Origin of the sequence: Verrucomicrobium spinosum DSM 4136 = JCM 18804, assembly GCF_000172155.1 — a bacterium.
GTDB lineage: Bacteria > Verrucomicrobiota > Verrucomicrobiia > Verrucomicrobiales > Verrucomicrobiaceae > Verrucomicrobium > Verrucomicrobium spinosum.
Genome location: NZ_ABIZ01000001.1, coordinates 3,171,817 through 3,191,166, shown reverse-complemented (window position 1 = coordinate 3,191,166; position 19,350 = coordinate 3,171,817). Strand labels below are relative to the sequence as shown.

18 protein-coding genes and 1 pseudogene are annotated in these 19,350 nt (G+C 60.4%); 9 read left to right on the top strand and 10 right to left on the bottom strand.

Translation table 11 applies throughout. From position 1 onward, the window contains the following. The first annotated feature begins 16 nt into the window (after positions 1–16). The 5 genes and pseudogenes from VSP_RS12905 to VSP_RS12885 all read left to right on the top strand — a co-directional run bounded on the left by VSP_RS12905 (position 17) and on the right by VSP_RS12885 (position 4,235). Positions 17–1,018 carry an alkaline phosphatase family protein gene (locus tag VSP_RS12905; RefSeq protein WP_009961083.1) on the top strand — a complete coding sequence of 334 codons (1,002 nt, stop codon included), beginning with the start codon at positions 17–19 and terminating at the stop codon, positions 1,016–1,018. 146 nt (positions 1,019–1,164) lie between these two features. Continuing rightward, positions 1,165–1,425: pseudogene (locus tag VSP_RS43965) on the top strand (DUF6922 domain-containing protein); the annotation flags it as partial. Between the two features lie 315 nt (positions 1,426–1,740). Next, the gene (locus VSP_RS12895) at positions 1,741–2,715 is read left to right on the top strand and encodes an MDR family NADPH-dependent oxidoreductase (protein WP_009961082.1); all 975 of its coding nucleotides are present in this window, start codon (positions 1,741–1,743) and stop codon (positions 2,713–2,715) included. Between the two features lie 183 nt (positions 2,716–2,898). Beyond that, complete coding sequence (locus tag VSP_RS12890; RefSeq protein ID WP_009961081.1) at positions 2,899–3,156, top strand: Sec-independent protein translocase subunit TatA/TatB; 258 nt, start codon at positions 2,899–2,901, stop codon at positions 3,154–3,156. Positions 3,157–3,215: 59 nt separating this feature from the next. After that, positions 3,216–4,235 carry an endonuclease/exonuclease/phosphatase family protein gene (locus tag VSP_RS12885; protein WP_009961079.1) on the top strand — a complete coding sequence of 340 codons (1,020 nt, stop codon included), beginning with the start codon at positions 3,216–3,218 and terminating at the stop codon, positions 4,233–4,235. 464 nt (positions 4,236–4,699) lie between these two features. Here VSP_RS12885 and VSP_RS12880 read toward each other — a convergent pair whose 3' ends face one another. The 7 genes from VSP_RS12880 to VSP_RS42195 all read right to left on the bottom strand — a co-directional run bounded on the left by VSP_RS12880 (position 4,700) and on the right by VSP_RS42195 (position 11,041). Continuing rightward, positions 4,700–5,773 (bottom strand): Gfo/Idh/MocA family protein, encoded by a 1,074-nt coding sequence (locus tag VSP_RS12880; protein ID WP_009961078.1) that lies wholly within the window; start codon positions 5,771–5,773, stop codon positions 4,700–4,702. A 104-nt stretch (positions 5,774–5,877) separates the two neighbouring features. Next, on the bottom strand, positions 5,878–7,134 hold the full coding sequence (locus VSP_RS12875) for an MFS transporter (protein WP_009961076.1): 1,257 nt from the start codon (positions 7,132–7,134) through the stop codon (positions 5,878–5,880). Positions 7,135–7,368: 234 nt separating this feature from the next. Beyond that, positions 7,369–8,226 (bottom strand): AraC family transcriptional regulator, encoded by an 858-nt coding sequence (locus VSP_RS12870; protein WP_156345975.1) that lies wholly within the window; start codon positions 8,224–8,226, stop codon positions 7,369–7,371. 73 nt (positions 8,227–8,299) lie between these two features. Then, a complete protein-coding gene (hisD, locus tag VSP_RS12865) occupies positions 8,300–9,586 on the bottom strand; it encodes a histidinol dehydrogenase (protein WP_009961074.1) in 1,287 nt (428 codons plus the stop codon). 36 nt (positions 9,587–9,622) lie between these two features. Beyond that, positions 9,623–10,549 carry a class I SAM-dependent rRNA methyltransferase gene (locus tag VSP_RS12860; RefSeq protein ID WP_009961073.1) on the bottom strand — a complete coding sequence of 309 codons (927 nt, stop codon included), beginning with the start codon at positions 10,547–10,549 and terminating at the stop codon, positions 9,623–9,625. Further along, positions 10,531–10,821, bottom strand: a complete 291-nt coding sequence (locus VSP_RS12855) for a type II toxin-antitoxin system RelE/ParE family toxin (RefSeq protein ID WP_009961072.1) — start codon at positions 10,819–10,821, stop codon at positions 10,531–10,533. The genes VSP_RS12860 and VSP_RS12855 overlap by 19 nt, the downstream gene beginning before the upstream one ends. Then, positions 10,805–11,041, bottom strand: a complete 237-nt coding sequence (locus VSP_RS42195) for a hypothetical protein (RefSeq protein WP_009961070.1) — start codon at positions 11,039–11,041, stop codon at positions 10,805–10,807. Before VSP_RS42195 ends, VSP_RS12855 begins: the two co-directional genes overlap by 17 nt. Before the next feature lie 122 nt (positions 11,042–11,163). Between VSP_RS42195 and VSP_RS12845 the strand changes: the two genes are divergently transcribed. Beyond that, the gene (locus tag VSP_RS12845; protein WP_009961069.1) at positions 11,164–13,119 is read left to right on the top strand and encodes a phospho-sugar mutase; all 1,956 of its coding nucleotides are present in this window, start codon (positions 11,164–11,166) and stop codon (positions 13,117–13,119) included. An 840-nt stretch (positions 13,120–13,959) separates the two neighbouring features. Here VSP_RS12845 and VSP_RS12840 read toward each other — a convergent pair. The 3 genes from VSP_RS12840 to dnaX form a co-directional block, all read right to left on the bottom strand. Then, on the bottom strand, positions 13,960–14,352 hold the full coding sequence (locus VSP_RS12840; protein ID WP_009961068.1) for a hypothetical protein: 393 nt from the start codon (positions 14,350–14,352) through the stop codon (positions 13,960–13,962). A 64-nt stretch (positions 14,353–14,416) separates the two neighbouring features. Further along, positions 14,417–14,731 carry a YbaB/EbfC family nucleoid-associated protein gene (locus tag VSP_RS12835; protein ID WP_009961067.1) on the bottom strand — a complete coding sequence of 105 codons (315 nt, stop codon included), beginning with the start codon at positions 14,729–14,731 and terminating at the stop codon, positions 14,417–14,419. A gap of 59 nt (positions 14,732–14,790) precedes the next feature. Further along, a complete protein-coding gene (gene dnaX / locus VSP_RS43025) occupies positions 14,791–16,863 on the bottom strand; it encodes a DNA polymerase III subunit gamma/tau (RefSeq protein ID WP_198141377.1) in 2,073 nt (690 codons plus the stop codon). 6 nt (positions 16,864–16,869) lie between these two features. On the opposite strand from dnaX, the gene VSP_RS12825 reads away from it, so the two are divergent. The 3 genes from VSP_RS12825 (at position 16,870) to VSP_RS12815 (ending at position 19,348) form a co-directional block, all read left to right on the top strand. Then, positions 16,870–17,535: a hypothetical protein gene (locus tag VSP_RS12825; protein WP_009961065.1), complete on the top strand. Its 666-nt coding sequence runs from the start codon at positions 16,870–16,872 to the stop codon at positions 17,533–17,535. 12 nt (positions 17,536–17,547) lie between these two features. Then, positions 17,548–18,765: a molybdopterin molybdotransferase MoeA gene (locus VSP_RS35200; RefSeq protein WP_009961064.1), complete on the top strand. Its 1,218-nt coding sequence runs from the start codon at positions 17,548–17,550 to the stop codon at positions 18,763–18,765. A gap of 241 nt (positions 18,766–19,006) precedes the next feature. Continuing rightward, positions 19,007–19,348 (top strand): DUF6717 family protein, encoded by a 342-nt coding sequence (locus tag VSP_RS12815; protein ID WP_009961062.1) that lies wholly within the window; start codon positions 19,007–19,009, stop codon positions 19,346–19,348. Positions 19,349–19,350: the final 2 nt, after the last annotated feature.

The following is a 19,350-nucleotide window of genomic DNA, read 5'->3' as shown; positions in this document are numbered from 1 at the left end:
AACCCCGTTTCCTCACATGAAGCTCTGGCTCCCCCTCCTGCCCCTCTTCGCTGCGTTAGCCACCCTGATGGCGACCTCCGGCACCAAGCCGCGGTCCGCCTTCTCAGACAAACATGTTTTGCTAATCGGTATCGATGGACTGCGCTCAGACGCCTTGCAGCAGGCGATGGCCCGCGGCCTTGCTCCGAATCTTAAAGCCCTCGCGGAGGGAGGAACGATCACATGGAACGCGTACGCCGGCGGCGGGCTGGGCCAACCCACCCAGCAACCCACGATCAGTGGTCCCGGTTGGACCAGCCTTTTCACCGGAGTTTGGATGGATCGGCACAATGTGGACGGCAACGCCACCCCTCTTTTGAACCAGCCCGACGTGCGCGGCTCCTATCAACTCGACCGGGCTCCTCACTTCGCCAACCGGCTCAAGAAAGCCGTCCCACAGGCGAGCATTGCCTCTTTTTCCGCATGGGGCTGGATTGAAAGCTACCTCGTAGCGGCCCAGCCCGAGGCTTTTGACGCCCATGACCGCGGCGTGGGCATCAAGTACCCGGATCGCGATCTCGACATCAAGAACAAGACCCTGAGCTACCTCGAAACCACCACCCCAGATGTCCTGGTCGTCCATTTTGATCAAGCAGACGGTGCGGGCCATGCCACGGGATTCAACACAGAAAACCCGGTGTACATGACCGCCATCCATAAAGTGGACGAGCATGTGGGCGAAATTCTGGAGGCATTAAAACGGTCTCCAGGAGCGAACGATCAGAAGTGGCTCGTCCTCGTCACCACCGACCACGGCGGCATCGGCAAGAAGCACGGCGGCCAGAGCCCGGAAGAACGCACCATCCCCATTATTGCCCATGGCCCCGGCATCGCCCGGAACCGGGTGGTAGATACCCCGCTAGGACAGACCGCCATCGCCCCCACCCTCTTTTTCTATCTGGGAGTCCCCGCGTCCCCCGATTGGGGCTGGACCAACGAGGTGTTTGCCCTGGAAACCGCCACCGCGCACAGTCCCTGAAGAATCGATTGGGAGCTTTAGCCGGGCCACAGCCGTACACATCCTTCAAGATCATGCGAGCTCCCGCCATGATGCCCAGTTCGAAATCTGAAAGTCAGGAAGTAATCCAGCGCATGGCTCCGTTGGGATGATCCGAAGCCCTCTTTTGGGACACTGACCCTGCTGCGCTTCATCCTGAAAAACACGCGCGCTGCATCGTGGAGCGAGTGCTGGAGTATGGAGGCCTCCACGCCTGGCACCGCATGAGAACCTTCTACGGGGACGACGCTCTTCGCAAAGTCGTGACCAGCTTGCGAAACCTCAGCCAAAACAGCATGCGATCGCGTTGCGTTGTTTTTGGTTTGCAGCCAACAGACTTTAGATGTTTCACCGCGAAGCCCTTCCCGCCAGCACCCTGGACCTCCTGATCCAGATTTGCTCATCACCGAAGTATTCCGCCTTTGGTCTCGCTTAGGGTAACGCATTGGCTCTGCGTCTGGGCCACCGGGTGTCAATCGATCCCGATTCCATGATAGCGCTCAGAAGCCTCGTGTAGTTCGACGATGCTGAAGATGATCCCGATCCGGAATCGCTTGCGCCTCGTTCTCGGAACGATGTCAAACTAGCCATATCGGGTGCCGTGAAGGCCTTTCTTTAAGGCACTTCTCGCACCCAACAGATCCATCGCAGATTCTTTACGCGAAGTCTTTTCGTCGGTCCTTCGACCCCGTATCTTTTCTGTCATGCGTCTCTGTTTTCACGAATCTGGCAAGCCCACGGAAGTTCTACGCCTGGAGTCCTTCGAACCGCCCGTACCGGAGCGTCATGAAGTGCGAGTGCGCATGCTCTATGCGCCCATCAATCCGGCCGACTTGAACTACATCGAGGGCACCTACGGCCGCCAGCCCACCTTCCCTGCGGTGCCCGGCAACGAGGGCTGTGGTCGGGTCGAGGCAATCGGTGACGAGGTCGAGTCCCTCGCCGTAGGGGATCTGGTCATTGCTCTGCATCCGTTGGGCTGCTGGTCCCAGTATGTGGTGGCGGCTGAGAACCGATATGCGAAGCTTCCGGAGGACATTGATCTGGCCCAAGCGTCCATGCTCCGAGTCAATCCCACCACTGCGTGGCAGATGATCCACAACTTTCGCGAGCTCGACTTGGGCGACTTCGTGGTGCAGAACGCCGCCAACTCCGGTGTCGGCACCGCCGTCATTCAGATCGCCCGGCATCTGGGGCTGAAAACCGTCAATTTCGTCCGCCGACCCGAACTGGTGGCAGAACTCACCGAACTGGGAGGAGATGTGGTGGTGCTCGACAACGAAACCGGGGTCGCCCAAGCCCAAGCCCTAGTGGGGCCGCACCCTCTCCGTCTGGCCCTAAACGCCGTGGGTGGCGACAGCGCCCTGCGACTGATGGAGATTCTCGCCCCCAAAGGAACCCTGGTCACCTACGGTGCCATGAGTCGCCGGAGCCTTAAAATTCCCAACAAATACCTGATTTTCAAGGACTTGGAAATTCGCGGCTACTGGCTGAGCCGCTGGCTCGACGAGGCCCCGCACCACGAGATCCGCACAGTTTTGCAGCCCCTGGCCGACCTGATGCGGAAAGGCATCATCAAACTCCCAGTGGATACGATCTACCCGGTGGCCGACTTCCAGCAGGCGATAACCCACGCCTTGGAGGGCGGACGAAACGGGAAAATCATCCTCAAGTTCTGATGGTAGGGTTCCAATAGGCAAGCCCCTTACTCAGATTACGCCTGCAACGGTTCAACCAAGTTTTTATCACCTGGTCAAATCAAACGATGGCCCCTATTGGATGCGGATTCCCGCACAATGAACGGCTGTTCACCTCTGAAAGTTCCCATTGCAGCACCACGTTTCTCCCCTATGTTAAATCCAATGAGCAGTCCCTTCCTCGCAATTGGCCCCCTCGGCACCTGGGAGATGGTTATTATCGCCGTCTTGGTTCTCGTGCTTTTCGGTGCCAAGAAACTTCCTACGTTTGCCCGCAGCCTCGGCAAGAGCATGGGTGAATTCAAGAAGGCGCGTGAGGAGTTCGAACACGAACTTACCCGCGCCCAAGACGACGTCGTCAATTCTCCCGCACCTACCAAGGAGCCTGAACAGAAGCGAATTCCGACCACGACGGAAGTCTGAGTCTCCATTCGCTGAAGTTTACTTGCCATTCGTCACCGCTTCATGTTGCCTCGCGCAGCATGAAGCGGTTTCTTTTTGGGAGTCAGTGGTTTCTCGCGAGCGCCTGGTTGTGGTTGTTCGCGACCACAACCTTGCCGGTTTACTCCCAAGCAGAATCTACGTCTGCCGGGTTCGACGAGCGAAACCGCATCGTCACCTTCTGCGCTTACAACCTGCGCAACTACCTGAAGATGCCCCGCTCCGTGGATGGAGCAATCCAGGAGAAGGCTCTCAAGCCCGACAAGGAAATCGCCCCGCTCATCGAGATCCTCGCCACGATTAAGCCCGATATTCTTGGCGTCTGCGAGATTGGCGACGCCGAAGATCTGGCGGACCTACAGGCACGGCTCAAGGTCCGCGACATCGATTTGCCGCACTCGGAGATGGGAAATGGCGGTGATCCCACTCGCAGACTGGCCCTCCTCAGCCGGTTTCCCATCACTTCTCGAAACTCTCAATCAGAGCTGAAGTACCACATCGGGGACGTGATTCTCCCCATGCAACGGGGCATCCTGGACGCTACCGTCGCTCTTAGACCCAACTTCGAGGTGCGCTTCTTGGGAGTCCACTTCAAGTCCCAGCGGGAGGTCCCCGGCATGGATCAGAAGCTGATGCGCCGGAACGAGGCCCATCTCCTGCGCCGGCACATCGAGTCTATTTTGACGACCGAGCCCGCCACCCGACTCCTCGCCTACGGCGACTTCAACGAGAGCAAACACGAAGCCGCTCTTGTCGAGATCGAAGGTGTCCCCGGCACTGATGTCTCCATGATGGATGTCAGGCTGCGCGACTCCCGGGGCGAAACATGGACCCACTTTTGGGATGCCGCCGACCACTACTCGCGCCTCGACTATTGCTTCGTGAATCGGGCGTTGCAGAGCGACATCAAGAAGCCGGAGTCATTCGTGTATGATCCGCCGAACTTCTATGACGCGAGTGACCACCGTCCGCTGGTCATCAAGATTGATCGCGGTGCCGCAACGTCTCGCGCACGTAAGAAGGCCAAAGCGACTCCGGGCGAGGCGGAAGAGCCAAGGTAGAAGAACCGTCTCGGTTCTTTCCCTCGCACCACCCAGCGCACCCAAGAGCCGGGACGGCTCTTCTACTCTCTCTGCGGAGTACACCAACCATGGTAGAAGAACCGTCTCGGTTCTTGCCCCCGCACCACCCAGCGCACCCAAGAGCCGGGACGGCTCTTCTACTCTCTCTGCGGAGTACACCAACCATGGTAGAAGAACCGTCTCGGTTCTTGCCCCCGCACCACCCAGCGCACCCAAGAGCCGGGACGGCTCTTCTACCCTCTCTGCAGCGTCCATCATCCATGGTAAAAGAACCGTCTCGGTTCTTGCCCCCGCACCGCCCAGCGCACCCAAGAGCCGGGACGGCTCTTCTACCCTCTCTGCAGCGTCCATCATCCATGGTAGAAGAACCGTCTCGGTTCTTGCCCCCGCACCACTCAGCGCACCCAAGAGCCGGGACCGGCTCTTCCCGGTTCCCGATATCCTCAGCCGCCAACCAAAGCCAACGTCCGCTTCTGTTGCGCACTCAGATAGGCGGTATCCACAATCTGCTGACCGATGCGGGAGATCTCCAGCGTGAGCGGCCCGATCAGCGGTGCCCCCGTCTCCAGATGATGAAGCACGTGCTCAATCGGATTGCGATTGGGCGACTTCAGCACATCCACAGGCACCGCGTACCCTTCCGGACGCTCCCGGGTCTGCACAAAGAGCGTGGGTTCGTAGTCATAACACGAGATCGTCCCGTCCGTGCCCTTCAGCACAAAGCCGCACTTGGGTTGAGGCTGGTGAGTCCACGGATCGGTGAAGGTCCCCCAGCGCGTCTCCGTCTTGCTCAGCCCTGTGGCATACCGGATCACTGCCACCGCATGCTCATCCACCTCCAGTCCCGGGGTTTCATCCCAGGTACAGGTCACTTCGATTGGCTTCCGACCACCCAGATGCCATGTGCCCAAGGTGGTGCCGTAGCCCATGTAGTCCAGCAGCGATCCCCCACCCAACGACTTGCTGTAAAACCAACTGGCAGCCTTCTCCTCTGAGGTGGGTTCTTTGTCGATCTTGTCCGCACCGTGGTAGAGCGGCCCGCGGTTGCCACCATGGTGGTGAAACTCCCTCACCTCGCCGATCAAGCCCTCTTGGACCAGCCGATGGGCCGTCTGCTGGCCCGCATACCACACCAGTGGCCAGTTCACGATCAGCTCCTTGCCCGACGCCTCCATCGCCTTCGCCATGGCATCCGCCTCCGCCAGCGTTCCGGCGTAAGGCTTCTCCATGATAACGTGGGCCCCATACGGAGCCACCTTCTCCACCCACTCGCCGTGACAGGACGCCGCAGGGCAGAGAATCACCAAGTCCGGCCGGGTCTGCTCCAGGCACGCCCGATAGTCAGTGAACACCTGTCCCTCACCCAGCCCGAAATTGCGCGTTGCCACCACGAGCCGTTCAGGCTGCTCGTCACTGATGGCCACAATCTCCGCCGAGGGATGCTCATGCACCATCCGCAGCAGGTCGCCCATGTGGAAGTGATCGAAATTGATGCCGGCAATGCGCCAGGTTTTCATGAGGAGGAAGGAGTGCTGTAACGGTTCTTGGAAAAAAGCAGGCCGTCCTGCAGATGAATACAGGACGGCCCCGGAGATGACTTTCCTTTCGCCCTTCGCGGACCTTAATGGCTCACATTGCCATCTGGCTGAACGTCCTTCGGCGGGTGGAATGCCACAAGCAGCAACAGCATGGCCAGGACGCCCAGACCGGTCGGAACCAGGAACAGGTTCTTGTAGTCCACGACGCCTTCAGCGTTGGTGAGCGACTTGGCGAGCGGAATAAAGGTCCACTTGGCCGCCAGGTCACCAAGGCCGAGAATAAGGAGGTTAAACCAACCCTGGGCACTGGAGCGAACGTCCTTCGGGAAGATGGCATCCACGAAGATGTACACCGTGGCAAAGAAGAAGGCATAGCAGATCCCGTGCAGCAGCTGAACCACAATGATGAGAGCCTGGCTCTGGGGGAAATAAGCGTAGGCGGCGAAACGGACAACGTGACCAGCAATGCCGATGAGCAGCGTTTTCCTCCAGCCGAGTTTCTTGAGCGCGAGACCAAGCACCGCCATGGTCAGAATCTCCGCCACCTGGCCAAGGCTCATAATGGGCATGATCCACTCCTTCTTGAAGCCAACTTTGTTTTCGAGGAAACCACCCGTCACTAGGAAGTAACCGTTGTGGATGGTGGAGTCGATGAAGGTGACCACGAACAGCACCAGGATGCACGGGATCATCAGGTTCTTGCCCGCCTTGAGCCAGGCCAGACTTGCTTCGCCAGTGGCAGGTTTCGGGGGTGTGTGCGGCAGAGTAAGGCTAAAAGCCGCCAGCACGAGTGAGGCACCGCCGGAGATGAGGAAGATGTTCCGAGTCGCGTTCATCGCTTCCACACCTTCCTTGCCCTGCAGCACGAAGTAGAGCGGCCAGGCAGCGAGAATCCAGCCAATGGTGCCGCCCATGCGAACCAGACCGAATTCCCGGGTCGCGTTCGACATGTTGGCAAAAGCCAGCGAGTTGGCCACAGAGATCGTGGGCACGTAGAGAATGGAGTGGATGAGCATGAGCACGAAGAACAGCTCAAAACTCTTTACCCAATACAGAGAAAGTATCGCGATGCCGCCGACCAAATGGCTGAAGGCCATGAAGCGCTCTGCGGCAAACTTGCGATCAGCAAACTGATTACTGAAGAAAATGGCGAGGATTGAGGAGATGGCGAACGCACTGCCAATCCACACCTGCTGGAAGTCTGTAAAGCCAAGTCCTCCCTTGTCCACCGCACCCCCCATATAGCCCCAGATCAGTGGCAGCCACGCCCCCCAGATGAAGAACTCCAGGATCATCATGGTGAACAACTTGGCGAAGGGAGATCGAGATGGACTGCTCATGGGCGGATGTTGAAGATGAAACTGGCGCGGATTATGGATTGAACACTGCGGGTTGGGAACAGAAATATTCACCGTTGGAACCGGAGAATTCACGTCCCACAAAACCGCAAAAGGTCATGGTTGGCCGAGGTACGTACAACTTATGTCGTGAGCACCCGCCGCGTTGCTCCGCATGTCATTTCCATCGATAAATGACATAAAAGTTTAGCCCCTGAGCTCCCTCGAACCCACGGGTCAGGTTCCGCCAAGGCGCTTCCTGAACTCACTGGGGGTGACGCCCTTCCACTTCAAGAACAGGCGGTTGAAATGCGCCAGATTCCTGAAGCCACAATCCGCCGCCACGTCCACAACACGCAGATCGGTGGTGGAGAGGAGTCTCGCAGCCCTTCCCAGGCGAAGCTCATTGAGATAGGCGGGAAAGGTCCTGCCGGTGCGGCTGCGGAAGAACCGGCTGAAGGCACCGGGACTGAGCGCGGCAATGGCCGCCACCTGATCGCGGTTGATCGGCTCGCAGAGGTGCTTGTGGATGAACTGCATCACCCGGTCCACGCGGGCCTGATCCCCCAGACCCAACTGCGGGGCAAATCCCGGCGAGCTGAGAAACGCCACACCAGGAGAATGAGCCAGGTCATCCAGAATGCTCAGCAACTCGGCCAGACGCCTCAGTGGCCCCAGCCCGACCATGGCGCTCATGCGATCGGCCACGCGGTCCCGCACGTCGCCGGTGATGTGGAGACCACGACGGGCCTTGTCCATCAGTTGCCGGACCGGCTCAAAGTCGCTGCGCCCGGCAAATTCCCGACCCAGGAAATCGGCCACAAACTGCACCACCACCGCTTCCAGTTCGCCTGCGGTGTTGTCCTGGTGCCAGAGATGCGGCAGATTGGACCCGACCAGCACCAGATCGCCCGCTGAGAGATTGGTGATGTTATCCCCCACGATGCGATACCCCTGGCTCTTCTTGACCAGCACAAGTTCCAGCTCGGGATGGAAATGCCATGGCGTTCCATAGCTGGAGCCAGCAAGATGCTCACAGAAGATGGGATCTTCCGGGCGGCGGGGGATGTGTTCACGGATCGGCAGCGTGTGCACGGCATGCCACGTCTCGCATGCCTGCCCCACGCCGCAAGAAGAAACTCTTCTTATGCAGGGAGAGTCTGCTCAACTACTCACCGCGCACGCTCACGCTCAGGCCGTGAGCGTCGAGCCCCTCGATCTCGCTGAACACCCGCACAATCGGCTCAGACTTGGCGCAGGCTTCCTTGCTCAGTCGCACGATGCTGGTGCGCTTTTGGAACATATCCACCGTGAGCCCTGGGAAGCTCTTGCCTGCACCCCCAGTAGGCAGCGTGTGGCTCGGCCCGGCCAGGAAGTCTCCCACCGCCACCGGAGAGTAGTTTCCAAGGAAGATCGCCCCGGCGGTGCGTATGAGCGGCAGAATGTCATGCTCTCGGGCGGTGATGAGGCTCAAGTGTTCCGGAGCGTAATTGTTCACGATCTCCGCGCCTTCCTCCAGGGTCGGCACCAGCATGAGGAAGCACTCCTTGTCCAACACCGAGCGCACCATCTCCTGGCGCGTCAGCTTCTGGCCCTGCGTTTCCACCTGGCTCACCACGGCATTTAGGAGCGTCTCGTCATCGGTGAGAAAGGCCACGCCGCTGTCCTTGCCGTGCTCCGCCTGCGCCAGCAGGTCGGCCGCGATGAAGGCAGGATTCGCGCTGCTGTCAGCCAGCACCATCACTTCACTGGGTCCGGGAAGCAGGTCCACGGAAACAACGCCGAACACCTGCCGCTTGGCCTCGACTACATAGCTGTTGCCAGGGCCGAAGATCTTGGTCACCGGCTTGATCGTCTCCGTGCCAAACGCCATGGCGGCGATGGCCTGGGAGCCCCCCACGCGATAAATCTCGGTCGCGCCTGCCAGACTCAACGCAGCCAGGAGGTTGGCGTTCACCTTGCCATCCTTGCCACAGGGCGAGCAAACCACGATCTCCGGCACACCAGCCGCGGCGGCAATCGCTACCGTCATGATGGCGGTGCTCACCAGAGGAGCCGTGCCCCCGGGCACATAGACCCCCACCCGCTCAAAGGGGTGGTACACTTCTCCCACCTCTGCGCCCTGCTCGTTGATCATCGACCAGTCCTTGCGCAGACTCTGGTGGGCAAACGTGGTGACGTTCCGGAGGGAGGCATCCAGCGCTGCACGCACTTCCGGCGTCAGACTGGCGACGGCGGCAGCCACTTCTTCCGTGGAGACCACGAGTTGCTCCGCCGTCAGGGTCGCCCCGTCAAACTTCTGAGTCAGCTCCAAAAGGGCCTTGTCCCCATTCTGCCGGATGTCTGCGATCACGGCGGCCACCACGTCCCGCACGCGGTCAGAGGCCTCGGCGCGGCGGTTCAGGCGGCAGAGAGCGTCAGCGTAGGCGGCATCAGTGTAGCGGAGGATTCTCATGGAAAGATGTCTTGTCTGGGGTTTTGACCAGGGCGCTCAGGCTACATCCAGCCAGAATGATTTCAAATACGCGTCGCCCGTAAAATCGGCCGGCATGGAGGCACTCTGGAATTTGTTCAACCGGCGTCGGGCCTGAGCCACCCCGCTGCGCACCTGCTCCTCCATCTCAAATGAGGACACCTTGCGCGTGTTGGCACAGCAGAGCATCCACCCCCCAGGCTCCAGTACCTGGGTGGCCAGCTTCACCAGTTCCGCGTAGTCCTCCTCCACCCGGAAGACCTTTTTGACCTGCCCCCGAGAGAAAGTGGGCGGGTCCAGGATGACGCCCTGCCACTTCCGGCCCTTCTTGGCAAAGGCCTGCAGCCAGTCAAAAGCGTCCCCTTTGACGAAATAGTGCCCCGCAGGATCCATCCCGTTGAGCTGCAAGTTCCGCTTCCCCCAGTCGAGGTAGGTGGGGCTCAGATCCACGCTGGTGGCGATCCCGCCGCCAGCGGCCGCCGCCACAGAGAAAGCGCAGGTGTAGGCAAAGAGATTCAGCACACGCTGACTGCCTGGCTCGGTCTGGGCCAACCGCTCCTTGATCGCCAGGCGATTGTCCCGCTGATCCAGGAAGATCCCCTGGGAGTAGCCGCTGGTGAAGCTGATCTCGTACGTCACGCCGTTCTCTAGCACCGTGAACGGCTCCTCCACCGTCTCCCCCCACAGCCAGGTTGGCGACTCCTTGTCCCGCTGATCCAGCCGCTTCCAGTAGATAGATCTAACCCCCGGAAAGGCTTTGACCAACGGACGCACGTCTGTTGGCTGATGCCGCTGGGTCTGGAGCAGCAGACGTCCATCAAACCACTCCACCCACAGATCTGGGAACCCGTCCCCTTCCGCGTCAAGCAGGCGGTAGCAGGTGGTGTCTGGGGTGATGATCGATTGTCGGCGATTCCACGCGACGTTTAGTTTTCCTTCTTCCATGCGTCAGGGTGTCGATACAAGTGCAGTACGGCAAAGACGAGAATGGTGTCTTCCCCGAGCTTGTAATAGACACCGTAAGGAAAGCGGTTCACCAAGAAACGACGAACTCCTTTCGCCATTTCCCTCCATGCGGTTGGGTGGGTCACTATTTGCTGGTATGCGGCCTGAATCTCATTCAGGAAGTCGTCCCCCAGCCCGGATACCTCCCTCTCATAGAAAGAAGCAGCCTCAAAAACATCTCGACTGGCCCGGGAATCAACGCGCAACTGCATGCAATTTCTCGCGCACTGATTGCAACGATTCAAACCCATCTTCCATGATGGCTTCGCCACGAAGGAAGTCCTGATATCGCATCTCTACCGTGACCACCTGTTCTACTTCCAGCGGGGACAAAATTCTTTCATCTCCGCAGCTAAGGAGGGCGTCAATAACCAAAGATCGCTCTTCAGGCGAAAGATGCCTAACCTCCTCAATGATCGTAGCGGCGTCCATGTCGGATAGGATACGTCCCACCCCCGCCCCCTTCAACGACTTCCACCCGCAAAATTTGCAAACCTCAGGGCCAGCCCTAAGATCGGCTTTACCCCTGCCAATCCCATCGCCATACTCCCTCCATGTCGCTTGAATCCCTCCTCCAGCAAGCCGCCGATGACGGCAAACTTCTCGAATCCAGCCTCAAAAACATCCAGTCCCTCTTCGCGGGCAGCGTCAATCCTGTGTACCGCGCCAGCGTCGAAGAACTGGCCAACGCCGGCCAGTGGACGGAGCTGAATGACCGCTTCTACGCCGCCCTTAAATTTGGCACCGGGGGCCTCCGCGGCCGTACGATCGGCAAGATCGTCACCACCGCAGAGCGTGGCAACGCCGCTGCCGACGCCCGACCCGAGTATGCCTGCGTGGGCACCAACTCGATGAACGAGTACAACGTCTCCCGCGCCACTCAGGGACTCGTGGCCTACGCGATCAAGTACCGCGCCAACGCCGGCCTCGCGGGCAAGCCCAAGATTGTTTTCTCCCACGACACGCGCCACTTCTCCCCGGAGTTTGCCAAGGACTGCGCCAAGATCGCCACCGACCTCGGCTGTGATGTGTACCTCTTCGACGGTCCCCGCGCCACACCGGAGATGTCCTTCTCCGTCCGTCAGCTTCGCGCAGACGCAGGCGTCATGCTCACTGCCTCCCACAACCCCGCCCACGACAACGGCTACAAGGTCAACTATGCGGACGGTGCCGGCATCGTGGAACCGCACGCTACCGGCATCATCACGGAAGTGAACGCCATCAAGAGCGAGGCCTACACTCCCCTTCCGGAAGACCAGCGCGGCACCCTCACCATCCTGGGCGAGGAGATGGATCAGATCTACCTCAAGAGGGTGGAAGCTCTCATGCTCCAACCCGAACTCTTGGAAAAGGCCCGGAATCTGAAGATCGTGTACACCGCCCTGCATGGCGCTGGTGGCGTGCTCGTTCCCCGCATCCTCCGCAAGCTGGGCTTCAACACCCTGACCGTGCCGGAGCAGGACATCTTCGACGGACGCTTCCCCACCGTTGCCTCCCCGAACCCGGAGAACGCCCCAACACTGGCCATGGCAGTGGCCCTCGCTGACAAGGAAGGCGCGGACATTGTCATCGGCACGGACCCAGACTGCGACCGCATGGGCGTGGGTGTGCGTGGTCTCGATGGCAAGATGCAGCTCCTCACCGGCAACCAGATCGGCTCTCTCATCGGCTGGTATCGCATCAAGACCTTCTTCGATCTTGGCATCATCAACGACGCCAACAAGAAGAACGCCGTACTGATCAAAACCTTCGTCACCACCGATCTCCAGTCCGCAGTGGCGGAAGGCTTCGGCATCGGCGTGGTAAACACCCTGACTGGCTTCAAATACATCAGCGCCAAGCTGGAGAAATACGAGCAGGCCCTTCCCGCCGACATCCGCGCCAAATATCGCGACATGACGGATGCGGAAACCCGCGCCGCCCGTCTGGAGCACAGCAAGTTCTTCGTCTTCGGTGGTGAGGAAAGCTACGGCTACCTCGGCACCGACTCCACCCGCGACAAGGACGGCAATGGTGCCGTGGTCATGTTTGCCGAAGTGGCCGCGTACGCTGCATCACAAGGCAAGACCCTGGTCGAGCTGCTCGACGACATCTACGCCGAGTTCGGCTATTTCCTCGAGAGCAACCACAGCAAGACTTTTGAGGGCGCGGAAGGAGCCGCCAAGATTCAGAAGCTGGCCGACTCCTATGCTAACCAGCCTCCGACCGAGTTTGACGGCAGCCCGGTGATCCGCACTGTGGACTACAGCAAGGGCGGCCACCTCGATGAAGAAGGCGACACCATCCCCAAGGAGAAGATGCTCTGGGTCTTCACCGCCGATGGCCGCGCCTTTGCGGTGCGCCCGAGCGGCACGGAACCCAAGATCAAATACTACCTCTATGGCCGCCAGCAGCCCTCCGGTGGCAAGTTCACTGCCGAAGAACTCTCCGCCGCCAAGGAGAAGGTCAGCAGCAGCCTGAAGACGCTCTGGAGCGCCATCGAGAAGGACATCGACGCCCGCCTCGCCTAGTTCTAGCCGTCAACTCGTTGATCATTTCAGGCGTTCTGCTGGCCCTGCTGGTAGAACGCCTGTTTTGTTTCACCGCGGTCAGTGGCTTTCAGCCGACCCGCTCCGCGGGAGACACAAGACTTGAGCTCAGCTCGTACGAGGCCGCCACAGGCGTAGTCCGGTTGTGCCAACCGGCTCACGCCACAAACGTCCCTTGATGCCCTACCCGCTCCGCCCACCCCACAGACCGCGGGGCCGGAGACTCCGCCTCCTTTACTCTGCGGCCAAGTCACGGGTAGCTTATTTTCAGGTACAGGAGGCGGGGGTTCCCAGCCCCGCTCACGCACCAAACGTCCCTTGATGCCCTACCCGCTCCGCCCACCCCACAGACCGCGGGGCCGGAGACCCAGCCTCCTTTACTCCGCGGCCAAGTCACGAGTAGCTTGTTTTCAGGTACAGGAGGCGGGGGTTCCCAGCCCCGCTCACGCCACAATCGTCCCTTGATGCCCTCCCCGCTCCGCACACCCCACAGACCGCGGGGCCAGAGACCCCGCCTCCTTTACTCCGCGGCCAAGTCACGAGTAGCTTGTTTTCAGGTACAGGAGGCGGGGGTTCCCAGCCCCGCTCACGCCACAAACGTCCCTTGATGCCCTCCCCGCTCCGCACACCCCACAGACCGCGGGGCCGGAGACCCAGCCTCCTTTACTCTGCGGCCAAGTCACGGGTAGCTTATTTTCAGGTACAGGAGGCGGGGGTTCCCAGCCCCGCTCACGCCACAAACATCCCTTGATGCCCTCCCCGCTCCGCACACCCCACAGACCGCGGGGCCAGAGACCCCGCCTCCTTTACTCTGCGGCCAAGTCACGAGTAGCTTGTTTTCAGGTACAGGAGGCGGGGGGGCCCAGCCCCGCTCACGCCACAAACATCCCTTGATGCCCTCCCCGCTCCGCACACCCCACAGACCGCGGGGCCAGAGACCCCGCCTCCTTTACTCTGCGGCCAAGTCACGGGTAGCTTGTTTTCAGGTACAGGAGGCAGGGGTTCCCAGCCCCGCTCACGCACCAAACGTCCCACCTCGTCTCGCCCCTGCGCTTCTGGTGCCTCCAGCTCCTCATCATCAAGCCGGTCTTCGTCATCCGCCTCATCGCCCTCCATCTCCTGCCCCGCACTGTCTGCGGGCGTGTCCCGCTGACCCACAAGCGAGTGCGTCACCTTTTCGCCGCCCTCGCGGGGTTCAATCCACTGGGAGTTCACCTCACTCCCCAGGTGCCTTCAGCGAAGCAACACCTGGGAGAGTGCGAATTTTACAGCATCGCGTTTAGAATCCCATGCCGGGAGGCAGTCCCATCCCCTGGGTCAGCTTGCCCATTTCGCCAGCGGCCATTTCCTTGCTCTTGGCGAGGGCTTGCTGCACAGCGGTCAGCACCAGGGTTTCCAGCATGTCCACGTCTTCGGGATCCACGATCTCTTTGTTGATCTTGATGGCAGTGATTTCCTGGGCCCCTGTGACGGTGACCGTCACGCGGCCGCCGCCGGAGCTCACTTCCATGGTCTTACCAGCAAGATCGTCCTGGGTCTGAGCCATTTTGGACTGCATCTGCTGCATTTGCTTCATCATCTTCTGAATGTTCATGCGAGAAAGGTGGGTGCGTGGTTGGTTGGTAAGGAAATCAACGGGAGCCCTTGTAAACCTCAGGGCTTCACCAGGGTGGCCTTGAACTTGACCAGGGCCTCCTGAATCAGGGGGTCATTGTAGAAATCTTCATTAATGGCCGGTTTGGCTGCCTCGGATTTGGCTTCCGCCTTGGGTTCTGGTTTCGGAGCGGCCGGTGCTTTTGCAGGGGCGGGCTCCGGATCGGAGAAGGTGAACATCGGCTCCGCCATGGGCGGGGGCTCCATGCTGGGATCGAGGTTGATCTCCAGCATCATGGGGCGCCCGATCACGTCTGACATGATCTCCTCCAGTGCCTTGCGGACGGGAGCGTAGAGCAGAGCATCCCGATGTCCGGCCTCAGAAGTGGGCATGCCTATGCGCAGCGTCTTGCCTTCACAAGACTGAAACGCCGCCACATCCAGATAGTCCGCCTTGAGCGGGCTCTTGATCCGGAATCGATCCTTGATTTGACGCCACTGTTCTTCTGGAGTCCCCCCCGCAGCAGCGGGAGGAGATGTCGGTGCCTCGGCCACGGGTGCCGGGGCGGGAGTGGGCGCGGCAGGTTCCACCGCGGGAGGAACCTCAGCTGGAACTGCCACTGGCGGCGGAGTCGGGGCAACAGCAACGGGTGCGGGGCGGTCCGTCTGAGGGGGCTCATCGCGGAACAACGGCGGCACGGGAGCCTGAGGTGGTGGCTCCTCACGGAAGAGTGCCGGGAGCGGCGCTGGCTCAACTACCGGTGCGGCAGCAGGCTTCGGCGTGGATAAAGAAACTGGTGCAGGCGTCGGAGCCGCCACCGCCACAGGCGCTGGCCGAGGGCGCTCCGCGGCTGGAGCCTCCACCACGGCACGGGATGGCACGGGAGGAGCAGCTCGCCTGGCAATCAAATCCGGACTGGGTGCGCCACCCAAGGCCTCAATCACCTCGCTCAAGGTCACTTCTCCAAGGGTCTGCACAGCCTGGATGACGCCAATTTCAAGATGCAGCAGCTTGTTGCTGGCCCAGCGCATGCGGGCATCCACCTCAGCAAGGCCGTCCATCACCCGGAGCAGGGATTCAGCCTGCACCATGGCGGACTGTTGCCTGACCATGTCCGCCACCTCTGGCGAGAGATCCTCCTCCGCCGCTGCCGGATCCACCTGATGAACCAGAAGAGTGCGAAAATGCTGGATGAGGTCGGTCAACAGGCGCCCAAGGTCTTTGCCGGTGTCGGCCTGGGAGTGGAGCTCCTTCAGTGCCCCAACCGTATCGCGGTCCAGAACGCGTGCTGCCAGATTGGCCACCGTTTCACCCCGGGTGAACCCAAAAATGTCGAGCACATCCTGTTCTTCAATCCGCTCCCCGCAGAAGGCCACCAACTGGTCCAGCATGGACTGCGCGTCACGCATCCCGCCTTCTGCCCCCTTGGCAATCGCATAGGCAGCCTTTTCGCTCAAGGCCACCTTTTCCAGGGTGGCGATGTGCAGGAGATGCTTGGCAATGAGACCGGCAGGAATGCGGCGCAGATCAAACCGCTGACAGCGGCTGATGATCGTCGGCAGGACCTTATGCGCCTCAGTGGTGGCGAAGATGAACTTCACGTGCTCTGGCGGCTCTTCCAAAGTCTTCAACAGCGCGTTGAAGGCCGCCGTGCTCAGCATGTGCACCTCATCGATGTAGTAGATCTTGTACCGGCAGCGGGTGGGGGCAAATTTCACCTCCTCACGCAGCTCACGCACCTGCTCCACACCGTTGTTGCTGGCACCGTCAATCTCGCGCACGTCGAGGCTGATCCCCTTTTCAATCTCCACGCAGACCTCGTCATCGGGGTCGAAATCCACCCGAGGTCCGTTCGGACAGTTCAGAGCCTTGGCAAAGATACGGGCGGTGCTGGTCTTGCCCGTCCCACGGGGCCCCACGAAGAGGTAGGCATGCGCCAAACGGTTCTGAGCGATGGCATTGCGCAACGTGCGCACGACGTGGTCCTGCCCCAGCACGTCTTCAAACGTGCGCGGCCGGTATTTGCGGGCGAAAACCTGATAACTCACCCGCCAATCGTAGCGGGGAGCCCCGTCCTTTCCACCCCGCATTTCGGCATTTTTAATTTCCAAACGAAGATGACCGTCTAGCATCCCGCCATGCTTCTTCAGAAATCCATCCTGCTCACCCTTGGCCTGGCCACTCTGGCATGCACCAGCTGTAGCACGATGAGCAAGTTGATGCACAAACCCAAGGAGGAAAAACCTGCGGAAAAGGCCAAGGAAGAGCCCCCCAAACAGGACGCGGCCATCGGCCTGGTGGAAGTCGTCAACCCGGAACAGCAGTTTGTCCTGGTCCGGACGGAATCGCGAATGACGCTCCCTCCCGGCACCAAGCTGATCACCCAGCCACAGACGGGCAACAAGGCTTCACTCATCGTTACTCCCGAGTCCAAGCAGAACTTCATCTCTGCGGATATTGTGGACGGCTTCCCAAAGCGTGGAGATGTCGTGATCCTGCCCGCGGCTGGCCAACCGCCCGCCGTCGGAGCGCCCAGCACCGCATCCGGCACTCCGGCAGGCCCGGAGGCCATGATCCCTGGAGTCATGCCAGGGCAAGCCCCCCATGGCTCAATGCAGCCACCCGCTTTCACCCGCGATCCGTCAGGTCAGCCAGGGATTCCCACCCCTGCGCCTGCCGCCCCCCAAATCCCGGTCCAGCCAGTTCAGCCTGTCCAGAAGGCCCCTTCCATCAAGGTGCCAGCCGATGTCAAAGGCGGTGCCGCCGAGGGACCCACGGATGCGCTTCCCCCACCCATCAACTGAGCCACCGCTCCCATGCTCACTGAACAGGCCGCCTTGGAGAGGGTGCTGGCAGGCGTCACGCCTCTCCCGCCCATCGCTCAACCCCTCACTTCATCCCTGCTCGGCTGTTTTGCAGGAAGGGCGGTGCATGCCAGTGTACCGCTGCCTGGCTTCGACAACTCCTCAATGGATGGATACGCGGTGCATGCGGCCGACACTCGGTCAGACACTCCACTGACTGTCGTCGGCGAGCAACCTGCCGGGCCTTCGCTCAATCTCACCCTTCCCTTCGGAGCAGCCATCCGCATTTTTACTGGCGCACCTGTGCCCGCAGGGGCGGATGCCGTCATCATGCAGGAGGACGTGGACCTCAAGACTTCTCCCTCAGGCCCCCGCATCGTCTGCCGGGAGCCCGTTGAATTGGATGAAAACATCCGCGGTGCAGGCAGCGACCTCTGCATGGGGCAGAAACTCCTTGAGGCGGGCACAGCCCTGACCCCCATGGTGCTGGGGGTTCTGGCTTCTCAAGGCTTGCGCGAGATTTGGGTCCATCCACCCGCCAAGGTGGCAGTGGTGACGACCGGAGACGAGCTCGTACCCCCAGGGCTCCCACTCCAACCCGGGCAGCTCTATAATTCCAACGGACTCATGTTGGAGAGTCTGGTGCGGCAAGTCAGCTCAACGGAGGTTCACAGCCAGCACTTGCCCGATAACCTGGCCGCCACCACCACCGCACTGGACAAATTGATCGCCAACCATGATTTCCTGATCCTTTCCGGTGGGGTCTCCGTTGGCGATCACGATTGCATCAAGCCCGCCCTCCAGGCACTGGGTCACCCTGCGGAGTTCTGGCGAGTAAAGGTGAAACCGGGGAAACCTCTCCTCTATGTCCAGGCGAAACGCCCTGACGGCGGCCTCTGCCACATCTTCGGACTTCCGGGCAACCCGGTGTCGTCATTCGTGACCTTTCTGCTCTTTGTGCGACCGGCCCTGCTCAAGGCCATGGGGGCCGCGGGCAAGCACCTCAGTCTCCCCATCGTCAGCGCCACCCTCTCCACCCCCCTTTCCAACGGCGGTGACCGCCCCCACTATGTGCGCGGGTTCTATGAAAATGGTGTATTCACTCCCCTGGGCATCCAGCAGTCTCACGCCCTCTTCGGCCTCAGCCGTGCGAATGCACTGCTGCGAATGGAGGCGGACGAAGTATTGAACGAAGGAGATTCCATCGGGCAGGTGCTACTCGTTTCTTGATTGGGATCAGACCACGCCAGGCTGTGGTGACACCATGATCTCATTCTTGATCAAAGATGCGGCGGCACACCTTTGTCACCGACTGCTCTCCGTCTATCCCAGAACTCCGCTCGTTCCCCACACTGCCGAGGAGTGATACTTACGCCGCACGCTGATCAGTGTCGGCCTGCTCTCGTCAGCGGTTGCACAAGAATCCAGTGGCCGCTCTGCATTGGGTGCATGTATAGTAGCAAAAATCCCCATGAACTCCCTCTTCATCATCGCCCCGTACAAGTACGAGGGCATCTGGGTCTTTGATGACCCGCGCGTCGGCCTGACTCAAGAACCGTTTGTCAGCGGCGCGGATACCATCATTGATGCGCTCACAGAGAACCTCCCGAATGCCGCCGAAGGCTTCCAGTTGATCTTCTCACCCGATCCGTTCCCTGGTTTCCATGCCCGTTTCACCTGGAACCGACCTGAGTATGGCGGCAACTGGTACTCCTGGCCGGAGCGGAATATGGACGGTTGGCTCTGCCCCGCCTTGTTCAAATACTTCGAGTCTGCTCCTCAGGAACTTTTCGTGAAGGTCTCCGCCCGTTAGGC